The following is a 21504-nucleotide window of genomic DNA, read 5'->3' as shown; positions in this document are numbered from 1 at the left end:
TATATGAAATTACTAACGTCACGTGATTACGGCCGATCCCGTTTTGCAAGAAGGCCGCTCACCAGAGCGAATTGACGAGGAAGGCAATTCCCAAGATGTAATAAGCCAAGGAACTCAAAATGATCGGGAAGCAATGCGAAGGCGACAATCGCGAAGTTCATACCCTGTGATCAACGCGTTCCAGTTGATCTTCGGCGGTGCTTCCAGCGTTAAGTCCGCAATGCGCAGCAGGCGATCGAGAAAGATTGCGGTTTCGAGAATTGCGATGCTCGCGCCAGGGCATCGATGGGAACCATCACCGAACGCAAGCCCCGCGCTACCGACGCGCGCTGCCAAGGCGCGATCAGGATCGACTGCATGCGGACACGCGCCCACCGCCGCGACATCAGCGTTCGCCTGGCGGATATCGATTTTGAAAATCTGGCCGGTATTTGGATTCCGTCGCGAAAGCTCCCCGACGACCGGTTCGAGCCTAAGGATCTCTTCCAAGATGGCGATCCGCCCGGTCTCATCTGTGGCAAGGAAGCGTGTCCGAAGCTCCTCGCGCTCGAGCAAATGCCATCCCGCCATCGTGATAAATTCGCGTGTCGTCACCATGCCGGCTGCAGCGTAGGTCACGCACTCGGTAAGGATCGCGCGATCCGAATAGCCTTCGGCGATCAAATGCGAGATCACGTCTTCGCGCGGGGCACGGCGACGCGCGAGAACCGCTGGGAACACGTCTCGAACGTAAAAATTAAGCATGTGGATCTGAGCCCGCGCGAAGCGTGGCAGATCGAGGATCGACTTGCCGAGCGCGACATTGCCAGCCTGAAAAAAGCGTTCGAGCCGACGCGCCATCCCGGTGCGATTACTATCGGTAACACCGACAACCTCGGCCGCAACGGACACCGCCAGCCGCATGCTCATGTCGTCAAGCTTTGCGTGGCCGCGACGCTGCATGTCGCCGATTAACGCATCGGATTCACGTTCGATAATCGCACGGTAGCTGGTGTCGACGGTTTTGGGGGTGAAGAACCGAGCGGTCGCAGCACGCTGACGGCGATGGCGCTCACCGTGCTGGAAAATGATTGGCGCAAAGCGCTCGTCGCTGAACCTTGCCATCAGATCAGCGCGGAAACTGGCCTGATGCAGCTCATCGTCCCGGAGTAGCGCGCGTGCTTCTGAAAAAGACTGGACTGGGCAACCGCGACCCATGGGCTGCGATGGAATGCTTTTTCGATCGTCACGGAGATCGTCGACCCCGCTGGACGGTTCGCGCGATAGCGTGGAATACGAACTCATCGCTTTGCTCCTTTACTCCAAGGTCCGCTATATATGATCTACTGTGGCTCATAAAAGGGGTAATAGCGAAAAGGGCGTGGACGCTCGTGTCACGCGAACCCGTTCGCTGCTGCGCGACGCGATGCTGGCGCTGTTGCAAGACGGCGACGCGCATTCGATCACTGCGCAACGTATCGTCGCCCAGGCCGGAGTCGGCTACGCGACCTTCTTTCGCCATTATCCCGGCGTCGACATGCTGTTGCTCGACGTGGCGGACGAGTTGATGGGACGGTTGGTTAAGCAGGTGGCCCCGGCTCTCGTACGTGGAGATGTGGGAAACGCCGTGCGATCGGTCGTGGAGTTCGTCGATCTCCATCGGCACGCGTCTGCAGCTCTGCTGGTTGGCGGTGGCGATGCAGTGCGACAGGAAGTGACGGCTCGCGCCATTCGATACGCAGAGGGGCTCGATCTTCCGTTTGATTCATCCGTGCCTCGCGGACTCGCTGTTCGGGTCGTAGTGGGCGGAATAATCACCATTTTAAGCTGGTGGTTGACGGAAGGACTCACCAGTTCAGCCGATGACGTGAGCAGCTTGATCGAACGGTTGACGATACGCGCCCTTGTGACGGCGCAGACGTAACACCGGAGTACAGGTCGGTGTGCTCCCTAGGTTGGTCGAATGCGGTGCTAAAAGCTTCCTAAAACCCTGCTCGGACGCGGCGGATAGCTTGGTATCAAACCGGTCTAATTGCGCTCGATGCTCCAGCCCGCCAGCAACGCGCGCAAGGCGGCGACGAACGCCAGCGGCTGATCCAGCATCAGATGGTGCCGAGCTTCGGGTACAGCGATGATCGGAATATCGATACCGCCGAGCTCGCGCACGTAATCACTGGAATCGTTTGTAAAAAGGAGGCTTTGCTCGCCGTGTACTATCGCCTTGCGGCCTGGTGCCTCGACCAGCGTTCTGCCCATTTCAAGCCATTCGCTGGGCACATTATCCCGCTTGAACACTGATGGCGAAAACTTCCAGGTCCACGCTTCGCCTTCGCGTCGAAGTGAGTGATAGGCCATGTAATCCATCAGGAACGCCTCACCAACGGGCTGTGGCGGAGATAGAACGTACCGCTCGCGCGCGCTGGCGTAATCGGGGTAGCGCTTATGCGGGCGATCGGGGTCGCCTGATCCCGGGCCGGTGCGGCCGCCGCCCCAAACGGCGTCAAAGCTGGACGGACGCAGCACCATCAGATCGCAAATCACCGTACCGGCAAAGGCATCCGGCGCCAGCGTGATCGCCTGGAGCGCGACTGCCGCGCCAAAGCTGTGTGCGACGATGATCGGCTTGTGCTCGTGGCCAAAAAGTCCAAGGGCCTCCGCGACCCCGATCATCTCCCGTCCTCGCGCGACCATGTCACAATTCTCGCGAACGTCGCTGTCGCCCATTCCTGAATGGTCGTAGGCGATCACATGGTAATTTTCAGCTAGGTAAGGCGCGACGAACGCCAGGCACCGTGCATGAGAGAGAAAGCCGTGGGTCATCAGTAAAGGAGGCGCGGAACGATCTCCCCAGCGGAAGTAATGCATTCTCACACCAGAGACCTCGACGAAGCCTTCCTCCCGCGGCACGGATAGCGCGTCGACAAACCAATCGGGCAGGTATGCAGGGTCTGGCGCCCACGTCTGTACGATATCGGACGGGATTTCACGCATGGTGTTCCAGTGCCTTTCTTTGACTGAATCAATTATGTGGCCTTGATCCGGCGTGACGCGATTGAAACCGAACTGTCCAGGCTGCGGCGTATTCATCCTATTGTTCTCGAACCGGATCTTTTCCAGTTTCGGTATATTTTCGCATCGCTTGTTTCAGGAGCTTCGCACGCGGGCGCGGGGAGCATTGGTAGCTGGACCGGGAGAGGCGGATCGGTTTCAAAGCCGTCAACGAGCACCCGACGGGCTCGCGATACGCGACTTTTAACGGTGCCAAGCGGTACGCCGAGACGATCCGCGGCTTCCTCGAATGTCAGCCCGTCTCGTGTCACCAGCTCGAAGGCTACGCGTTGTCCATCAGAAAGCGACGACACGGCTTGGTTGAGTTCACTGGAGAAAATCCCTTCGTCCTGCGTGGCAGGGGCAATTAAAAGACGTTCTGCGATTGCCGGATCCCACGATACCGAGCGCCGATCCTTTCGCTTCCCAGACAGGAAGCTGTTCCGTGCGATCCGCATAAGCCAAGCCTTAAGGTTCGTCCCGATCTCGAAACGCTCTCGCGCGGCCCAGGCGCGCACCAATGTATCCTGAACGAGGTCATCGGTATCTGCCTCGTTACGCGTCAGTCGACGCGCATAAATCCGCAGGTTTGGCATCACCCTGCGCACAGCATGGCTAAAACCGCGCTGGCTTATAAACGGATCAGTCTGATCAATGGCGGCGGGAAGTGTCATCCTCGTCACCTTTGCAGAATATGCAAATTGGATGAGAAGACCGCTCCAACCACGAAAGCCGACGCGATCCCATTATTCTGTGGCCTTTTAGAGGAGGTCGGACTGGGCAAACGCATCGACGCGGGATGCCGTCGAGTCAGCCTTTGGTCGATATTTGAGCCACGCCGCCAATCCCACTCAACGCTGTGATCGCAGCTTCGAATTGTATCGCCGGTAGCGTGAATCCGAACGCATCGGCTTCCGCAAGGAGGACGAGCAGCGCAGCGATGAGTGTCGCCGCTTTGTCTTTTGGGTCGGTATTCGGCATCGATCACTCCGATGGTTGCTGCCGTTGTTCGGGAATAGCACCTTCTCGCATCGATCCCGGGTCGAACCACTCGCCAGCAAAACCGTGCCGGGGATCGGCACACGCTGTTCATGGCTTCGATCCATTTTTCGCCGCAGGAGTCTCGATCTCGCTTGGTTGACCAGCAGGCGAGGGTTTGAAATCAGGCAATTTGGTCGATCCCAAGCCCCCCTGTTCGATTCTCTTGGCGACATCGCCGGCACGACCGACTGGTCCCCGGAGCGATCGAACGGTCTCAGTGACCTGGCGGGCATCCGCTTCCAACTGCCTCATCCGAGGTCGTGCGCGCGAAACCGACTGCCCAAAAGACACGGCTGATTTGTCAGCCGAGTCCAGCGACCTAGAAATACGCTCACGAAATCCTCCACGTGACGCTTCAATGCGTCGGCGAAGTCTCGTTGCACCATCCCCTGTATTGGCGATCTGCTTTGCAAAAGCATCGAGCCTGTCCGTCTGTGGCAACCGTCCCGCCACTTGACCGACTTTGCCAGTCCAGCTCTGCGAGTTGCGCGCGAGTTCGTCGAGACGCTTCTCTATCGAACGCAAACCAACGGGATCGAGCTTTTTAGACACGCTTTCAGCGTTCGACGAAACCTTCGCAATGAGGTCTGCTGGACCACCGCCGCCCAAGAGTCCTCCGCCCTTTGCTGGTACGATCGGGAACTGCTGCCCCTCTCGGGCCGCGAGCACCGGGTTGCGATTGTTGTCGCCGCTCAGGCTCAGTTTTGCCGATCCATCAAATAACGACCGTTCGATCGATGCTGTCACACCTCGATGAAGAATCGTGTCACTGGTCAGCACGAACCGCACGGTCACGAAATCTGGATTTTTGGGCTGAACCTTGATCTCAGTTATGCGACCGATGGCAACGCCGAGAAGGTTCACGGCCGACCCCGGTTGCAGGCCATCGACGGATTGTTCAAATCGTATCTCGTACGTCGGCCCCTTGGCATCGCTCGCCTGGAGAAGCCACAAAGCGAATCCGATCGCAGTGACCATGAGCAGGCCCACGATCAGGCTCACCTTCAACCAGTTTGAATGCGTTTCCATCGGGAGCTAGGAATCCCGAGACCTGTCGCGCCAGGCGCGATGCTTTGCGGTCAGCTCTGCGTGCGCCGCGCTCATCGCCGCCTCACACCTTCCAAAACGGCCAGTGCAACAGCGCCGAAAGCCAACAGTCCCGCCAGGAGAGGCTGCGAGGAAAACACTATCGCGGCGCAGATCGCGAGGGTGGCAGGATAGAGCTGCGGAGTACCCCTGCCGGCACGCTCTCTTCCGCGTAGACGCTCAAGGTCCTTGGGCGCGATACTGACGGTGATCGAGCCGGTTCGCGCAACCTTCTCGATCTGTCCGACGAGGTTCGGCGTTGACAGAACCGCTCGTCCGAGCGCTGCGAGCAGCTTGCCCGCCTCGCCGCGCAGCCGGGCAGGGCTCGCCCGCTCCCGCATCATTTCCTTTGCTATGGGAGCAAGCTCGCGAGCAATGTCGAATGCCGGATCGATGCGCCGGACGAACCCCTCGGCGGTCAGCAAGGTCCGGAGCACTAAAGCGAGGTCAGGCGGAAGCGCGAGATGAAAGTCGCGCAGAATCGCGAATACCATCTGAAAAATGTCGGCGAGGTCAATCTGATCGAGCAGGACGTTGCTGAAGCGGTCGATCAGTTCGGCCATTGCCTCTTCAAGCCGGACCCGGTCCACGTCCGGATCACCGGCCCAGAGCATAAGGATATCGACGACACCGCCGGTGTCCTCCGAAGCGATCGCGAGGCCAAGCCGAACGAGTTCCTCCCGGCGTCTCGGCAGGAGGGTGCCCACGGCCCCGAAATCGATCAGGCCAAGCGTCCCGTCTTCAAGAAAGAAGACGTTGCCGGGATGCGGATCGGCGTGGAAGTGACCGTTGATGATGATCATGCGCAGGATCGCTTGCGCATATGTGCTGGCGAGCGCAGCCAGATCGAGATCGCTCCGGCGTGCCGCATCCAGATCGCTTGCGGGAAATCCGCGGAGCCGCTCCTGGATGTTCACTCGCCTACCCGAAAGCTCCCAATCGAAGCGCGCGGTCCGAACCCCGTAGTTTTTAAGATATTCACCGATCGCGTCGCTGGCGCGCGCTTCTGCGCTGAGGTCCATCTCCCGGGCGAGGCTCTCGGCGAAATGGCGCAGCAGCTCGTCCGGCTTCAGTCTTGCGATCTCGGGGATACGGCGCTCCGCGACCCGGGCCAGTCTTCGCAAGAGCCGAAGATCGGCATCGACGATCCGCTCGATGCCTGGGCGGCGAATCTTGACGATGACGTCCCGCCCGTCGAGCAGCGTCGCCGCATGCGCCTGAGCGATCGAGCCTGCCGCAAGCGCTTCGGTGTCAAAGTGGCTGAAACTTGTTTCGATTGGGCCGCCGATCGCTTCCTCGATCAGCGGTTGCACGGCCGCGAATGGAAGCGGAGGAACGCGGTCCTGCAGTTTTGAAAGTGCATCGACCCATGCCGGCTCCAGAAGGTCGCTTCGCATCGCGAGGATCTGTCCGAATTTGACCGCGACAGGACCGATATCCCGCAAAAGCGCGACAATCGCTTCCGGCCGGGTATCTTCAAGCGGCTCGTCCCCCCCCACCCCCAGACCCAGCCGAGCGGCCAGCCCCTTGAGACCGTGCCGCCCGAACAGGACGAGAATCTGTGCGAACCGCTCCCTTTCTTTTAGAGCAGTCGTATCGGCTTCATCGGTAGGAGCTCGATCAATCATGCGCCCGGCTTTTCGGGGCGGGAACTTGGGTCTCGGGAACGCTGGCCTTCGTCTCCAGATGGTCGACGAGCCGGTTCAAATGCTTGATCGCCGCGTCGAGGCCCTCGAGTTCATCCGCTGTCAGGCTTCCGAAGGTCTGCCCCACGATGTCGTCGTAGAGCGGCATGGCCAGTCCCAACGTGGCCCGGCCGGCGTCTGTGATCTGCACCAGTTTGGACCGGCGATCGTCCGGAGCAGGCGATCGTGACACGAGACCATTTTGTTCGAGCGCGTCGATCGCCTGGGTGACAGTGCGGGGCGCCTGATCGAAAAAGCTCGCAATGTCGGTGGAGCGGCGCGGTTGTTCCGCGAGATACGCGAGCAGTTTTAGTTGGGCCATCGATGCACCCTGACAGGCAAGATAGGCGTCGATCAGTCGCCGCATCCTGTACCAGGTCCAGCCGAAGGTGGTTGCGATCCCACGTATACCCGATTGGTGAGGTTCCATATAATGTGGTATTGCCGAAGCTCGGCCGCCGTGGCAAGTCCCCCGGTTCTTTGAATCGATAGTTGATCGGGAATAGAATGGTGGAAGATCCCCCAGTCGGTTCAGGCGACCATGACGATGTCGGTGAGCGGCCCGCCGGTCCGCTCAAGTCGGTACGGGTTCGGTTGGCGCTATTGATTGTCGCGATCGCGATCGTGGGAGCGGGGTTGGTATGGTATTTTGACCATCAGAACCGCGGCAAGTTCATGCAGAAAACCGACAACGCTTATGTGGCGGCGGACTCTGTCGTGGTGGCCCCGAAAGTTGCCGGATATGTCGAGCGCGTGTTTGTCAGCGCGAACCAAGCGGTCCGCAAAGGGCAGCAGTTGGCAGAACTGGACCCTCGCGAATATCGAGCCCAAAGCGAGCAGATCACCAGCCAGATCGACACAGCGAAAGCTGCGGTCGAGACGAGCCGTTCGCAGATCGCTGAACAGCAGGCGACAATCGTCCAGGCGCGTGCTCAGGCGGCCTCGGCGCGCGCCGAGGCCGCCTTCGCGCGGCAGCAGGTTGCGCGCTATCAGCCGCTGGCGGCGTCTGGCGCAGAGCCAGGCGAGCGATTTGCTCAGCTTCAGACGCAGGCACGACAGGCAGATGAGCGCGCCAATGCTGCTCAGGCCGGCCTTACCGCAGCAGAAAGGCGCGTTGGCACGCTTGGTGCGCAGGTACGACAGGCGCAATCGCAAGCCGAAGCCGCTCGCGCTCAGCTCTCCGCCGCGCGTGTGAACACCGAATCGACGTTGCTCAAGGCAGCGATCGATGGTCGCGTCGGCGATCTCGCTGTCCGGGTAGGGCAGTTCGTACAGCCCGGAACGCGCCTGATGACGCTGGTGCCGGTGGAGCGCCTCTTCATCGAGGCCAATTTTAAAGAGACGCAGCTAGGTCTCATGCGAGTCGGCCAGCCCGTCAGCATCGACGTCGACGCGCTCCCCGGGGTCGAGCTGAAAGGGCGGGTTGCCAGCTTCGCACCGGGCACAGGTGCCCAGTTCTCCGTGCTCCCGCCGCAAAACGCGACCGGCAACTTCACGAAGATCGTTCAGCGCGTGCCCGTCCGTATCGCGATCGATGCGCCGCCCGAAGTCAGGCCCCTTCTGGTTCCCGGAATGTCGGTCGGCATTACTGTCGATACCCGTTCGGCGAAAGGCGACCTGGAGAGAATCCGGCAGGCCGTAAGTCGGAAGCGCTGAGCGTGGCGACGGTTGCTGCATCTGCGGGGACGTTACGCGCCGAGCGAGCCGACTCGACGGCCTGGATCGCGGTCGCGGCCGGCGCGCTGGGCGCGCTGCTCGCGACACTCGACATCTCGATCGTCAACTCGGCGCTGCCGACTATCCAAGGGGAGATCGGAGCGACCGGCACGGAAGGAACGTGGATCGCCACGGCTTTTCTCGTTGCCGAGATCATCATCATACCGCTGAGCGCGTGGCTGGAACGGCTTTTAGGGTTGAGGACACTTCTCCTCATCTCGGTGACCTCTTTTACAGGATTCTCGGTCCTGTGCGGCACGGCTACGGATCTGATGACAATGATCGTCGGAAGGGCGGGTCAGGGGTTCACGGGCGGCGTGCTCATCCCGACAGCGATGACGATCGTCGCAAAGCGCCTCCCGCCATCGCAACAGCCGATCGGCATGGCCCTTTTTGGAATGACCGTCATTCTGGGTCCGGTTCTTGGCCCCCTGCTCGGAGGCTGGCTCACGGAAAATCTGAGCTGGCATTATGCCTTCTTCGTCAACGTGCCGGTCTGCGGTCTGCTCTTGCTGCTGCTGCTGCTCGGCCTGCCGCACGAGAAAACGAACTGGGTCTATTTCCGCGAGGCGGACTGGTTCGGGATCGTCGGCATGATCCTCGGCCTGGGAGGACTGACGGTCGTGCTTGAGGAAGGGCACCGTGAAGAATGGTTTGAATCGACGTACATCGTCCGGCTGACGATCATGACCCTGATTGGTTTTGTCATGCTGGGTATCGGACAATTCAGGGCCGCCAAGCCTGTGCTTAAGCTGCGGATCGTGATGAATCGACAATTCGGCAGCGTCGTCGTCATGGCGCTGGCGCTGGGCATGGTGATGTACGGCTCGACCTTCGTCATCCCGCAATTCCTCGCGCTGATCGCTAACTATAACGCCCTTGAGACGGGTCAGGTGATTTCCTCATGGGTGTGCCTGCCTTCCTACTGATGCCCGTCATCCCGCTGCTTATCCGCGTCGTCGATATCAGGATCGCCGTTGGCACAGGCCTTGCGCTCATGGCCGCCAGCTGCCTCGTCAACACCAGCCTCACCGCGGAATCTGCCGGAGAAGCCTTTACCGCCGGACAGTTACTGCGTGGTGTCGGCATGATCCTCACCATGCTGTTCCTGAACCAGGCCACTATCGCTTCGGTCAGCAAGAAGGATGCCGGTGATGCATCAGGCATCTTCAATGCCGCACGAAATCTCGGCGGGTCGTTCGCTTTGGCCGCCCTGGCCTCCTTTCAGGACCAGCGAATGTCGCTCCATAGCCGACGGATGGAAGAGACCCTTTGGGCAAACGACCCAAGGTTGCAGGATTATCTCGCCGGCATGACCAGGACGTTCGGCCAGATGGACGCCGCCCTTCAGTCGCTTGCCGGGACCATTCAGCAGCAGGCCTTCATCATGACGTACAATGACATTTTCCTGGCGATGGCGCTTGCGACACTAGCCACGCTTCCACTCGTTTTGTTCCTGCGCCCGCTGCCTAAAGGGCAGTCCATGGCGATGCATTGAGGCTGCGATGATAAACTTCAGAGGTCTCGTTCTCGCCCCCTTGCTGCTCGGCGGATGTGTCGTTGGCCCGGACTACGCCGGACCGCCGGGGTTGGATCGCGCCGCCCCCCAATCCAAGTTCGTGCGCCAGACCGCGAGTACGAGCACCAATGACCCCGCAGTTGCTGAGTGGTGGACGGCCCTTCAAGATCCGGTCCTGAACGAGCTTGAGCAACGCGCACTTGCAGCGAATCCGTCGATCGATGTCGCCCAGGCGCGACTCCGTCAGGCGCGTGCATCCGTGCGCCAGGAGCGCGCTAACCGCTTTCCGAAAGCTGGGGCACAAGCGACCGGAATCTTCGCCGACCTTCCCGGGATCGATCTGCAGTCAGCTCAGGGGAACGGCGCAACGCCCCCTTCCCAGGACGCGGATTCCTCTCTCCAGTTTTTCAATCTCGGCCTGAACGCAAATTGGGAAATCGATTTTGCGGGAGGCCAGATCCGAAAAATAGAATCCGCTAACGCACTAGCCGCAGCGGCGTCCTACAACGCGGCAGATGCACACGTTCAACTCGCAGCCGACGTTGCGCAAAGTTATACGAATCTGCGGGACCGGCAGCAGCGCGCCGCTGCACTTCGTGGGGGGCTGGACCTGCAGAAGCAGCAGCTAGGCCTCGCTCGGCAACGCTTTCAGCAGGGCACGGTGCCGGCCTTTGCCATTGGTCAGGCGAACCGCGCCATTCAGGCTACCAACGGCGATCTCGCTACGGCTGAGGCGGAGATCGGAATTTATCTCAATGCGCTCGCCGTGCTTGCAGGGGAGGCGCCAGGGAGGCTCGATTCCTTGCTGGCTATCCCGCGTGACGTCCCCTTGCCACCACAGGTCGTCGCCATCGGCGATCCCGCCTCTCTACTTCGCCGTCGACCCGACATACGCGCCGCCGAGCGCAATCTGGCGGCCACGACCGCCCGGATTGGCGTCGCTGAAGCAGCGCGTTTTCCCAAGATCAGCTTTATGGGGATCCTAGGCATCGGCGGAACGTCTGTCGGAGACCTGGTCGATCTGGGAAATATCTCCAACATTGCCGTGCCCCAGCTACAATGGGGGTTGCTCGATTTTGGACGAACTTCGGCCCAGATAACGCAAGCGCGCGCTGGACGAGACGAAGCTGAGGCACAGTATCGACAGGTCGTTCTAGGTGCGTTCCAGGACGCCGAGAATTCGCTCGCGCGCTTTGCACAGCAACGTCGCAATGTGGCAGCGCTCGCCGAGATCAAGCGATCGGCTGACGAGTCAGACATTTTGACACAACAACGCTTCCAGCGACAGGTGATTTCCCGCAGTGACGCACTCGAGTCCGGTCGTCAGAAAGTGCTTGCTGCATCAAACCTTCAAAGTGCGGTTGCGGCTCTTACGGCAAGTTATATCGCCATCCAAAAATCACTCGGACTCGGGTGGCAGGAATCGACCTATCAAGGATTGGCAACGGATTCCTCGACCACGTCTATCGGAACAAATCAGTGATCCCTCCGCCTGTCATGCCCTGGTGTCGCCTTTGGGGTAGTTACCGAATTACCATAACGGCGCCTTGACTGAGGAGACGCTGCTGTGGTCGACACCGAAATACGGTCTGTATGGAACGGGAGGTGACGATGCAACTTCGGTCGGGAGTTCAAGATTGAGCAGTTAAGCTGGCGCAGGATTAAGGGCGACTGCTTCTTCACTTCAATTTATTGATCTACGCACGATACGCGGCCTTTCGGATTGGCAAGACCTGGCTCTGGCAATCGGACTGGCAAGCCTGCGCCGGCAGTTTGTTGACGTCGTCGCTCCGCTCGACGGACTGCGTCCTGCGCATGACTAGGGCCAAGGGACAACCAGAACGAGCCCGCCGATTTGTACGCCATTGCCGCCGCGGGCCCTACGCCGGTGTGTTCGCTCTTTTCATGTCGGGTCTATCGGCTCCAATCGGCATCAGACGCCAATCCCGTTGGAGTAGAGTTATGTCGACGAAACCTGAGGCCCTCAAAAAGCGGATGATCCGCCGCCATGAGCTTCGGCAGATCATACCGCTGGCCGACACCACCATCTACGAGATGGAACTGCGCGGCGAATTCCCTCGTCGCTTTGCGCTCACCCCGCGCTGTGTGGTGTGGGATCTGGCCGAGGTCGAAGCGTGGCTGACCGAGCGCCTGGCGACAGCTCGGCGATCGCCCATCGACCGCGCGCCGCATCCTGATGTACGCAAGCGCAAGGCGCGCCCCGTCAAAGCGCCGGATCAGGCACGAGCATAGGCATCGAGGGCGGAATCAGGACCGGCACGCGCTTCTGCCCCGCCACCCAAGCATCGATGATATCAGACCACTCCTGCATCATATGCCGCCGCTGATGCTCGTACTCCGCCTTGTTGTAGACGCCGCGCGAGGATCGCCCATCTTCATGGGCCAGGCACTTTTCGATCCAGTCACTGTTGAACCCCAGTTCGTTGAGCAGGGTCGATCCGGTGCGGCGCAAGTCATGTACCGTGAACGGCTCCAGCGGTAAGCCTTCCTTCTGCGCACGCTCCACGACGGCATAGGTGACGCGATTAAAGGTCGCCCGGGACATCGGCGCATCCGCATCATACCGAGACGGCAGAAGGTAGCGCGAGTTACCCGCGCAGGTCTTCAACGCGATCATGATGTCGAGGCATTGCTGCGAGAGATAGACGTTATGCGCCTTGGATCGCTTCATGCGTTCCTTGGGGATCGTCCACACGGCGTTCTCGAAGTCCACCTCGTCCCAGACCGCATCCTGCAGCTCGCTCTTGCGCACCATTGTCAGCAGAAAGAGGCGCATCCCGAGTCGGATCGTTGGCAGCGTCGCCACATGGTCGAGCTGCTTGAGCATCACGCGAATTTCCGTCGGCGACAGCGACCGGTCCTTTGGAACGAACTTCGCGATCGAGGCGGGGCCGACATCGTCGGCCGGATTGGCGACCTTCTCGCCGTGCAAGATCGCAAATCCGTAGATCTGCTTCAGGATGTCGCGGACATGGATCGCAGTCGCCGGAGCGCCGCGATCGACGATCTTGCCGCAGTGGGCGCGCAGGTCATCCGGCGTGATTTCTGTCAGCAGCCGATTCTTCCAGACTGGCAGAAGCTCTCGTTCGAAGATCGAACGCCGCATTGCGCGGGTGCTGTCCGCCATCGGCGCCTTCACCAACCAGCGCTCACCAAACTCACCGAAGCTCTTGGCCTCTTTGATCCGGCGTTTGTCGCGCTGCTTTTCCTGGGCAGGGGACCTGCCTTCGAAGACTGCACGTTTAGCGTCGATCGTCGCTTCACGGGCTCGAGCAAGGGACAAACCGGAGGGACCGTACTTCCCGAGCGTCAGCGTCTCGCGTCGCCCATGCAGCCGGTAGTCCAGCCGAAACGTCAGCGTCCCGGAGGTTGAGACCTGAACATAAAGGCCGTCACGGTCCGTGACCTTGTATGCTTTTTCGCGTGGTTTCAGGTTCTTAAGGGCAACATCGGTGAGCATACCGACCTCCTCTACGCAAAATACCGTCAGGCGATTTTCGGCAATTCTGCCGAAATTGTCGCATGATTTACAATGGCTTAGTGCGGAAAGAATACCGTCACTGGCTTCAATACCTCTGACGGTATCGCTGGATTGGGCCAAGTGCAAGTTTGCCGGATACCGTCACGCAGGACGCCAGGGCCAACCGCTGCTCCGCGATTGACCTCGATAGATAGCGTGAGATAGTCTTTTTATTTCAATGCTTTGACCGAGCTTTGCCGATTGATCGCGATAGCCAAAAATGGCCCCGAATCATTCCCACTCGATCGTGCCGGGCGGCTTCGACGTGTAATCATACACCACGCGGTTGATGCCCTTCACCTCATTGATGATGCGGGTGGCGACGCGGCTGAGGAAGGCGGCGTCGAAGGGATAGATGTCGGCGGTCATGCCGTCGGTGGAGGTGACGGCGCGCACGGCGCAGACGCTGTCATAGGTGCGATGATCGCCCATCACGCCCACGGTACGGACCGGGAGCAGAACCGCAAACGCCTGCCAGATCGCGTCGTAGAGGCCAGCGTTGCGGATTTCCTCCAGATAGATGAAGTCCGCCTTGCGCAATATGTCGCAGCGTTCCTTGGTGACTTCACCGGGGATGCGGATGGCAAGGCCGGGTCCGGGGAAGGGGTGGCGGCCGACGAAGATGTCGGGCAGGCCCAGTTCCTTGCCCAGCACGCGCACTTCATCCTTGAACAACTCACGCAGCGGTTCGACCAGCTTCATGTTCATGCGTTCGGGCAGGCCGCCGACATTATGGTGCGACTTGATCGTGACCGAAGGGCCGCCGGTGAAGCTGACCGATTCGATCACGTCGGGATAGAGGGTGCCCTGCGCGAGGAAATCCGCGCCGCCGATCTTCGCGGCCTCCTCCTCGAACACGGCGATGAATTCGCCGCCGATGAACTTGCGCTTCTTTTCCGGGTCGGTGAGGCCGGCGAGGCCACCCAGGAAGCGGTCCTCTGCGTTCACATGGACCAGTTTGATGCCATAATGTTCGCGGAACAGGCTGACCACCTGCTCGGCTTCGCCCAGACGCATCAGGCCATGGTCGACGAAGACGCAGGTCAGCTGGTCGCCGATCGCTTCATGGATCAGGACGGCCGCAACCGCGCTGTCGACGCCGCCCGACAGGCCGCAGATGACGCGGCCTTCGCCGACCTGCGCGCGGATTTCGGCGATCTTGGTCGCGCGGAATTCCGCCATGGTCCAGTCGCCGGCGAGGCCGCAGACATGGCGCACGAAATTGGCGAGCAGCTTGGCGCCGTCCGGCGTGTGGACGACTTCGGGGTGGAATTGGGTGGCGTAGAAGCGCTTGGCTTCGTTCGCGGTGATGGCATAGGGCGCGCCTTCGCTGGTCGCGACGACCTCGAAACCGGGGGCCAGCTGCGTCACCTTGTCGCCATGGCTCATCCAGACCTGGTGATTTTCACCGCTGGTCCACAGGCCGTCGAACAGGGCGCAATCCTTCTTCACCTCGATGAAGGCACGGCCGAATTCGCCGCTCTCGCCGCCTTCGACATTGCCGCCCAGCTGCTGCATCATCGTCTGCTGGCCGTAGCAGATGCCAAGGATCGGGATGCCCGCGTCGAAGAAATGCTGCGGCGCGCGGGGGCTGTCTTCCCACATGACCGAAGAAGGGCCGCCAGAGAGGATGATGCCCTTGGGCTTCATGCGCTCGAATGCTTCGGCCGCGGCGTTGAAGGGGGCGATCTCGGAATAGACGCCGGCTTCGCGGACGCGCCGGGCGATGAGCTGAGTCACCTGGCTGCCGAAGTCCACGATAAGGATGGAATCCTGAAGGGGCAGCGTCATCGAATCGCCTTTATATCGAGCGTGGGAAGGGATTCGCGCCCGGTTAGAGGCCCCGTCCCCATATGTCCAGTTATGCCTTGAAACGCTATGATTGGAATTGGCGCCCCGCCCGCCAGCCGATCAGCGCCGCGCCGGCGAGGATGGCGGCCGCGATCAGGAAGGCGGTGCCGATATAGGGCAGGGTCGGCTTGGGGCCGACGGACAGCGAATAGATGGCGCCGAAGAAGAGCGGGGAGATGACGCCGGCGATGGCGCCGACGCTGTTGTTCGCGCCCTGCAACTGGCCCTGTTCGGATTCGGAGACATGGCGCGTCATCAGCGACTGGATGGTCGGCATGGCCAGGCCCCAGAGTGCGTTGGGGAAGATGGCGGCGATGAAGAGGGTGGCGGTGGAGGCAAGGCCCATGGAGGCGATGCCGATCGCGCCGAAGCACAGGCCCACGACCATGGTGGTGCGATCGCCCAGCCGCTTGACCACCGGGCCGACCAGCAGTCCCTGCACCCCCATGTCGAGCAGGCCGACCAGCGCCAGCAGGCTGCCCACCTGCCACGCGCTCCAGCCATAACGGTCGCCGGCATAGAGGACGAAGATGGCCGAAAAGATATGATGGGCGAAATAGAGTAGGAAATTGCCGACCGCGAGGCTGGAGAGTTCCGGGTGGGATTGCAGCAGCTTCAATGCGCCGAACGGATTGGCGCGGCGCCAGCTGAAGGCCATGCGTTTTTCGGGTGCCAGCGATTCGGGCAGGACGATGAGGCCATAGAGGAAGGCGAGGGCGGAGAGGGCGGCGGCGGCCCAGAAGGGCGCACGGTGCGATATTTCGCCCAGCAGGCCGCCGATCAGGGGTCCGGCGACGAAGCCGGCGCTGAAGGCCGCGCCGATCAGGCCATAGCCCTTCGCCCGGCCCTCCGGCGGGGTGATGTCGGCCATATAAGCGAAGGTGGAGGTGAAACTGGACGAAGTGACGCCCGCCAGGATGCGGCCCAATGCCAGCCACCAGAGATTGGGGGCCAGCGCCATCAACACATAGTCGAGCGCGAGGCCGGCGACCGAGATGAGGATCACCGGGCGGCGGCCGAACCGATCGGACAGCGAGCCGATTAGGGGCGAGCAGATGAATTGCATACCCGCCCAGAGGGCGACGAACAGGCCATTCCACATGCCCGCCGCCGCATCCGAGCCGGAGAGCGTTTCGATCAGTTGCGGCAGGACCGGGATGACGATCCCCATCGACATGACGTCGAGCAGCGCCGTGATGAGGATGAAGATGATCGCAGCGGTGCGACGCGGGGAGGCAGGTGCGGTCATGGCGGTGGGGCTATAGGGATGCGCGGGGGTTGCCAAGGGTTACGCCGCCGAAGTTCACAGTGTCGTCGGGCAATTTCGGGGCGATTGCGACAGGGATGCGCCAGTGGTGCGACATCTAAGCGGCAGGAAGGCGACATACGTCCCCCCTCCCGCAGGCGGGAGGGGCGCGCCTTGCTTCTACTTAGCCGTCCGCCCTGTCCTTTTCCGGCAGGATCTTTTCCACGATCACCGGCGCGATGGGGGCCGGATCGACTGCGCTTTTCACCAGCGTGTCGAGATTCGAGCCGTCGAGGCCGAGTTCCTTCATCAGGCCGTCGATCACCGGGGCCTGGGCGCGGTAACGGAGCGCCGCGGAGACGGCGGCGCTGGCGAGATTCTGGTCGCCGCCGGCATTTACTAGTCCGTCTGTGCCGCCATTGCTACCGGTCAGGCCATCGACCTGCACGATCTTGATCGAGTCGATCGATTCCATCGGCTTGGCGGCCTCACGGATCAGGTCGGGCAAGACTTTCAGCAGCGCCAGCTTGGTCTGGAGCGACACCTGGTCGGACGACAGCAGGTTCGCCGCTTCGTTGACGGCGCGCTGGCCGGCGGCTTCCACCTCGAAGCGGACGCGGTCAGCCTCGGCACGTAGCTTGGCGGCTTCGGCCTCGCCTTCGGCCGCGACACGCAGGGCTTCGGCGCGGTCCGCGGCAACCTGTTTCTCGGCCTCCGCCTCGACCCGGATCGAGATGGCGGCGCGCTCGGCTTCGCGGGAGGCGTCGATCAGTTCGATCCGCTTGGCGCGCTCGGCGATTTCGGTGGCGCGGGAGGTCTGGACCTGTTCCTCGGCAGCGACGGCCTTGGCGCGGGCCTCGTCGGCCTGCGCCTTGGCTTGGCTTTCCTCGCGGCTCTTGTTCTGGACCGCGATCTGCTGTTCCTGCCGCGCGAGTTCAAGGGACTGGGCCTGCTGGATTTTGGCCTGCTGCACGGCGCGGTCGGCCTCGATCTGCTGGCTATCGACCAGCTTCTTGGCTTCGATCTTGGCCTGTTCCGCTTCCTGGCTGCGCAGCGACTGTTCGCGGGCGACCTCGGCCGATTGCACGGCGCGGCGCATTTCCACTTCCCGCTGCTGTTCCAGCCGGGCAAATTCGGTGTCGCGCGCGATCAGCATCGACTGGCGCTCGGCCTCCAGATTCTTCGTCTCGATCTGGACGCGGGTGTCCTGTTCGATGTCGTTGCGGGTCTTCTTGCGCAACTCGATCTGCTCGGTCAGCTTGGTCAGACCCTCGGCGTCGAAAGCATTGTTGGCGTTGAAATGCTCGATCGAGGTCTGGTCGAGGCCGGTGAGCGAGACGCTCTCCAGTTCCAGGCCGTTCATGGCGAGATCGACCGAGGACACCTGCTGCACCTTCTGCACGAAGTCGCCGCGCTGTTCGTGCAACTGGTTCATGGTCATGCCTGCCGCGACCGAGCGAAGCGCGTCGACAAATTTGCCCTCGACCAGTTCCTTCAAGGCTTCCGGGTTCATGGTGCGCATGCCGAGCGTCTGCGCGGCGGTGGCGATCGACTGGGCGTCGGGACGGACGCGGACGTAAAATTCGGCCTTCACATCGATGCGCAGCCGATCGAGCGTGATCAGCGCGTCGCTATTCTTGCGCTCCACGGCAAGGCGGACGGTGTTCATGTTGACCGGCATCGTTTCATGGAAGATCGGCAGCACCAGCGCACCGCCGTTCATCACCACCTTCTCCCCGCCAAAGCCCGTGCGGACGAAGCCGATTTCCTTCGACGCGCGCTTATAGAGGCGGGCGATCACGATCCCCAGCACGATCAGGACCAGCAGGCCGCTGCCCGCGATCATCGCGTAGGGAAGGATGGAAAAACCTTGCTGGACGGCAGGCAGGGTCATGTCTGTCTCCTGGACTTAGAGGTGGGGTAGGTAATGATCGCCACGGGAAATGGCGCGGAAGATATGCGCGTCGCGGCGCACGAGCAGGATGGTTTCGCCTTCCTCCAGCGCCTGGCCGGCATTGTCGGGTTCGACCATCACATAGTGGGGCTGGCCGTGATGATCCTCGACACGGGCGCGGGCGGGCGAGCCGCTGGTGGCGCGACCGGTGACGATGCGGGCATGGCTGCCGACCAGATGGTCGAGCGGGATGGCGGTGGTGTGATCCTGCGGCAGGAGCGGGGCCATGAGGCGGGCGGCGAGGCCGGTGGCAGGGAGCGCCGCAACGCCGGCTGCGGGGACGGCTATCCAAGGGGTGATCATGCCACCCCACACGTCGTGCGCCGTCTGCTGGCCAAGCAGGCCGATGATCGCAAAGAGGGTGAGGAAGAGGGTAACCAGCGCCAGCAGAGGGATGCGGCCAAGGCCGAGCCAGCCGAGCAGATCCACGTCACTGTCGAAATCCAGATCGGCGTCGCCGGCAAAGCCCAGCGCCTGCACCGCGCCGATCAGCAGCATCAGTACAAGCGCCGACACGAAGACGATATTTTCCGGCGCGAAAAGAAAGGCTTTCACTCCTAACCTCCTGATTCGCCGTCGATGCTAGACGACGAATGGAGGCCGGGACAGGATAAACCGACTCGACTGTGTTATTTTACTGCATCACCAGATCACGGCTGATGTAAACGTTCGCCACGCGGCCGTTTTTCATGGTGCAGGTGAAGCGGCGGTTGGTGCCGTCATTGGCGCGATAGCTGGTGCGGCTTTCGACATAGCCGTCGATATTATAGCCGTCCGCCGTGGCGATGGGCGTTTCCATGTGGCGCACTTCGGCATAGCCGCCATGGTCCTGTTCCGCTTCGTCGCGGGCGGCAACGGCGCAGGCGTCGGTCATGGCATCGTCGGGGCTGTTGGTGCCCGCCACGTCGGAGAAGTCGGCATCGTCGCGCGGGCGCGAGTCGTTGCGGACGTCGCTGCCATAGTCGGTGCCGGTGCGGGGTGGGGGTGCGTCATATTCGCCGCCGGTATTGGGATCGCGGACCTTCTTGTCCTTCGACATGGAATTGGCGACGATGGCGACCGCGCCAATGATGGCGGCGACGCCGATCGCATCGCCCACGCCGAATCCGTCTCCACGGCGATGATGCCGGTCCCAGCCGCCCTGATGGCCCCAGCCATTGCCGTAGCCGCCGCCATAGCCCCCACCATAACCATAGCGCGGGCGAGCCTCGGCCGCGCTGATGCTGCCTAGCAGCAGCCCTGCGCCGACCATTGCGCCTGTCATCCAGCGGGTCTTGGGTCCGATCATTATCCTACGCCTCCTGCGATGAAGAGAGACATAGACGAGGCAGGCTGTCGGGAGGGTGAACGGGGGAGCATTGCATGATGCCCAATGGCAAATCGCCATGAAGCTAATTGATATGGAGCGTTCCCCGGCGCAGGCCGGGGTCCAGCTCAGGGCGTAGAACTGGACCCCGGCCTGCGCCGGGGAACGCAAAGCCCTAAGTTCACGTCATTGCTTGCTGATATGATACACTTTCCCTCGCAGGGGAGGATCATCAGTTCGGTTTTGCCCTGATCTTCAGTCCCGTGAAGTAAGCCGCGAAGCTGTAGCTGTCGGCATATTCCTCGATCAGCTTGTCGACCGGCTTGCCGGAGCCATGGCCGGCGCGGGTTTCGACGCGGAGCAGGCGGGGGCGGGCGCCGAGGTCGGCGGCCTGAAGCGCGGCGGCATATTTGAAGCTGTGGGCAGGAACCACCCGGTCGTCGGTGTCGGCGGTGGAGACGAGGATGGCTGGATAGGCCTTGCCGCCCAAGATGTTGTGATAAGGGGAGTAGCCGTAGAGCAGCGGGAAATCGGCCGCTTTTTCGGGCGATCCATAGTCGTCGACCCAGTAGCGGCCCGCCGTGAAGCGATCGAAACGCAGCATGTCCATGACGCCCACAGCCGGCAGGGCGGCGGCGAACAGGTCGGGGCGCTGGTTGACGACAGCGCCGACCAGCAGGCCGCCATTGGAGCGTCCCTCGATCGCAAGGCCGTCCTTGGTCGTGAAGCCATTGGCTTTCAGATATTCGGCCGCCGCGATGAAATCGTCGAACACATTCTGCTTGTTCGCGCCGCGTCCGGCCTCATGCCAGGCCTTGCCATATTCGCCGCCGCCGCGAAGATTGGCGATGGCATAGACGCCGCCCTGTTCCAGCCAGGCCATGCGCGTGGCCGAATAGCCGGGCGTGAGGCTGATGTTGAAGCCGCCATAGCCGTAGAGAATGGTGGGCGCGGCGATCGCCTGATCGGCCAGGGTCTTGCGCCGGATGACCGTCATCGGGATCAGCGTGCCGTCCCTGGACGGATAGAGCCGCTGTTCGACGCCGAAATCGTCCGGGTTGAAGGGCAGGTCTGGCTGGGCGAACAGCTCGCTCTTCAGGCTGGTCGTGTCGAAGCGATAGATGCTGGCCGGGGTGACGAAGCCGGAGAAGCTGAAAAAGGTTTCGGGATCGCCCTCCCGCCCGCCAAAACCGGCGGCCGTGCCCATGCCGGGGAGCGGCACGTCCGTCACCTTGCGCCCGTCCAGCTCGACCAGTTCGGCGACGGTTTGGGCGTCGCTCATATAGGCCAGGATCATGCGGTTGCCGACCAGCGAGCCGCCGGCCAGCGTTTCGGGCCGTTCGCCGACCACTTCCTTGGGCCGACTGCGTGGGCGGGTAGCTTCGAGGGTTACCACCCGCATATGGGCCTCTGTACATTATTCGGACACAGATTCACGGTAGCGGCTTGATGAGCAGCGGCATGAGGCCATCGGCATCGAGGTCGAGGCTCTCGGACCAGATATAATCGCCGGTGAGATTGATGCGGTCCCA

At 61.7% G+C, this 21504-nt stretch carries 17 protein-coding genes and 2 pseudogenes; 5 read left to right on the top strand and 14 right to left on the bottom strand.

Going from position 1 to position 21504, the window contains the following annotated elements; translation table 11 throughout:
- Window positions 1–114: 114 nt before the first annotated feature.
- Entirely contained in the window at window positions 115–1284 is a 1170-nt protein-coding gene (locus tag F4U94_RS16755) for a cytochrome P450 (RefSeq protein WP_197418116.1), read from the bottom strand.
- 76 nt (window positions 1285–1360) lie between these two features.
- On the opposite strand from F4U94_RS16755, the gene F4U94_RS16750 reads away from it, so the two are divergent.
- Window positions 1361–1903 (top strand): TetR/AcrR family transcriptional regulator, encoded by a 543-nt coding sequence (locus tag F4U94_RS16750; protein WP_128082253.1) that lies wholly within the window; start codon window positions 1361–1363, stop codon window positions 1901–1903.
- Window positions 1904–2007: 104 nt separating this feature from the next.
- Here the strand turns inward: F4U94_RS16750 and F4U94_RS16745 are convergent, their stop codons facing one another.
- From F4U94_RS16745 to F4U94_RS16725, 6 genes are all read right to left on the bottom strand, one after another.
- On the bottom strand, window positions 2008–3066 hold the full coding sequence (locus F4U94_RS16745) for an alpha/beta fold hydrolase (RefSeq protein ID WP_082731227.1): 1059 nt from the start codon (window positions 3064–3066) through the stop codon (window positions 2008–2010).
- On the bottom strand, window positions 3063–3701 hold the full coding sequence (locus F4U94_RS16740; protein WP_150412020.1) for an RNA polymerase sigma factor: 639 nt from the start codon (window positions 3699–3701) through the stop codon (window positions 3063–3065). Before F4U94_RS16740 ends, F4U94_RS16745 begins: the two co-directional genes overlap by 4 nt.
- Window positions 3702–3837: 136 nt before the next feature.
- The gene (locus F4U94_RS24415) at window positions 3838–4008 is read right to left on the bottom strand and encodes a hypothetical protein (protein WP_170271951.1); all 171 of its coding nucleotides are present in this window, start codon (window positions 4006–4008) and stop codon (window positions 3838–3840) included.
- A 108-nt stretch (window positions 4009–4116) separates the two neighbouring features.
- Complete coding sequence (locus F4U94_RS16735) at window positions 4117–5097, bottom strand: MlaD family protein (protein ID WP_082731229.1); 981 nt, start codon at window positions 5095–5097, stop codon at window positions 4117–4119.
- 71 nt (window positions 5098–5168) lie between these two features.
- Window positions 5169–6782: an ABC1 kinase family protein gene (locus F4U94_RS16730; RefSeq protein ID WP_150412019.1), complete on the bottom strand. Its 1614-nt coding sequence runs from the start codon at window positions 6780–6782 to the stop codon at window positions 5169–5171.
- Window positions 6775–7206, bottom strand: a complete 432-nt coding sequence (locus tag F4U94_RS16725; protein ID WP_051519962.1) for a MarR family winged helix-turn-helix transcriptional regulator — start codon at window positions 7204–7206, stop codon at window positions 6775–6777. The genes F4U94_RS16730 and F4U94_RS16725 overlap by 8 nt, the downstream gene beginning before the upstream one ends.
- Window positions 7207–7346: 140 nt before the next feature.
- Between F4U94_RS16725 and F4U94_RS16720 the strand changes: the two genes are divergently transcribed.
- The 4 genes and pseudogenes from F4U94_RS16720 (at window position 7347) to F4U94_RS16705 (ending at window position 12327) form a co-directional block, all read left to right on the top strand.
- Window positions 7347–8495 (top strand): HlyD family secretion protein, encoded by a 1149-nt coding sequence (locus tag F4U94_RS16720; protein ID WP_066485706.1) that lies wholly within the window; start codon window positions 7347–7349, stop codon window positions 8493–8495.
- A gap of 2 nt (window positions 8496–8497) precedes the next feature.
- Window positions 8498–10053: pseudogene (locus F4U94_RS16715) on the top strand (MDR family MFS transporter).
- 7 nt (window positions 10054–10060) lie between these two features.
- Window positions 10061–11557, top strand: coding sequence for an efflux transporter outer membrane subunit (locus F4U94_RS16710; protein ID WP_066485704.1), 1497 nt, complete (start codon window positions 10061–10063; stop codon window positions 11555–11557).
- Window positions 11558–12036: 479 nt separating this feature from the next.
- Window positions 12037–12327, top strand: a complete 291-nt coding sequence (locus F4U94_RS16705; protein ID WP_037529236.1) for a helix-turn-helix transcriptional regulator — start codon at window positions 12037–12039, stop codon at window positions 12325–12327.
- Here the strand turns inward: F4U94_RS16705 and F4U94_RS16700 are convergent.
- From F4U94_RS16700 to F4U94_RS16670, 7 genes and pseudogenes are all read right to left on the bottom strand, one after another.
- Window positions 12299–13696 (bottom strand): tyrosine-type recombinase/integrase, encoded by a 1398-nt coding sequence (locus F4U94_RS16700; RefSeq protein ID WP_428842949.1) that lies wholly within the window; start codon window positions 13694–13696, stop codon window positions 12299–12301. The two genes, F4U94_RS16705 and F4U94_RS16700, sit on opposite strands and share 29 nt — an antisense overlap.
- A 150-nt stretch (window positions 13697–13846) precedes the next feature.
- Complete coding sequence (gene guaA / locus F4U94_RS16695; RefSeq protein ID WP_120251021.1) at window positions 13847–15406, bottom strand: glutamine-hydrolyzing GMP synthase; 1560 nt, start codon at window positions 15404–15406, stop codon at window positions 13847–13849.
- An 85-nt stretch (window positions 15407–15491) separates the two neighbouring features.
- Window positions 15492–16715, bottom strand: a complete 1224-nt coding sequence (locus F4U94_RS16690) for a TCR/Tet family MFS transporter (protein ID WP_120251020.1) — start codon at window positions 16713–16715, stop codon at window positions 15492–15494.
- Between the two features lie 181 nt (window positions 16716–16896).
- Window positions 16897–18606, bottom strand: a complete 1710-nt coding sequence (locus F4U94_RS16685) for a flotillin domain-containing protein (protein WP_120251019.1) — start codon at window positions 18604–18606, stop codon at window positions 16897–16899.
- A 15-nt stretch (window positions 18607–18621) separates the two neighbouring features.
- Window positions 18622–19221, bottom strand: coding sequence for a YqiJ family protein (locus F4U94_RS16680; protein WP_120251018.1), 600 nt, complete (start codon window positions 19219–19221; stop codon window positions 18622–18624).
- A gap of 79 nt (window positions 19222–19300) precedes the next feature.
- Window positions 19301–19954, bottom strand: a complete 654-nt coding sequence (locus F4U94_RS16675) for a hypothetical protein (RefSeq protein ID WP_211363308.1) — start codon at window positions 19952–19954, stop codon at window positions 19301–19303.
- A 250-nt stretch (window positions 19955–20204) separates the two neighbouring features.
- A pseudogene (locus F4U94_RS16670) lies at window positions 20205–21377 on the bottom strand (prolyl oligopeptidase family serine peptidase); the annotation flags it as partial.
- Between the last annotated feature and the right edge of the window lie 127 nt (window positions 21378–21504).

The sequence above is a fragment of the Sphingobium limneticum genome (assembly GCF_008710155.1).
GTDB classification, from domain to species: domain Bacteria; phylum Pseudomonadota; class Alphaproteobacteria; order Sphingomonadales; family Sphingomonadaceae; genus Sphingobium; species Sphingobium limneticum.
Note: the sequence above shows the minus strand (reverse complement) of the source record. Positions and strands in the feature narration are given on the sequence as shown.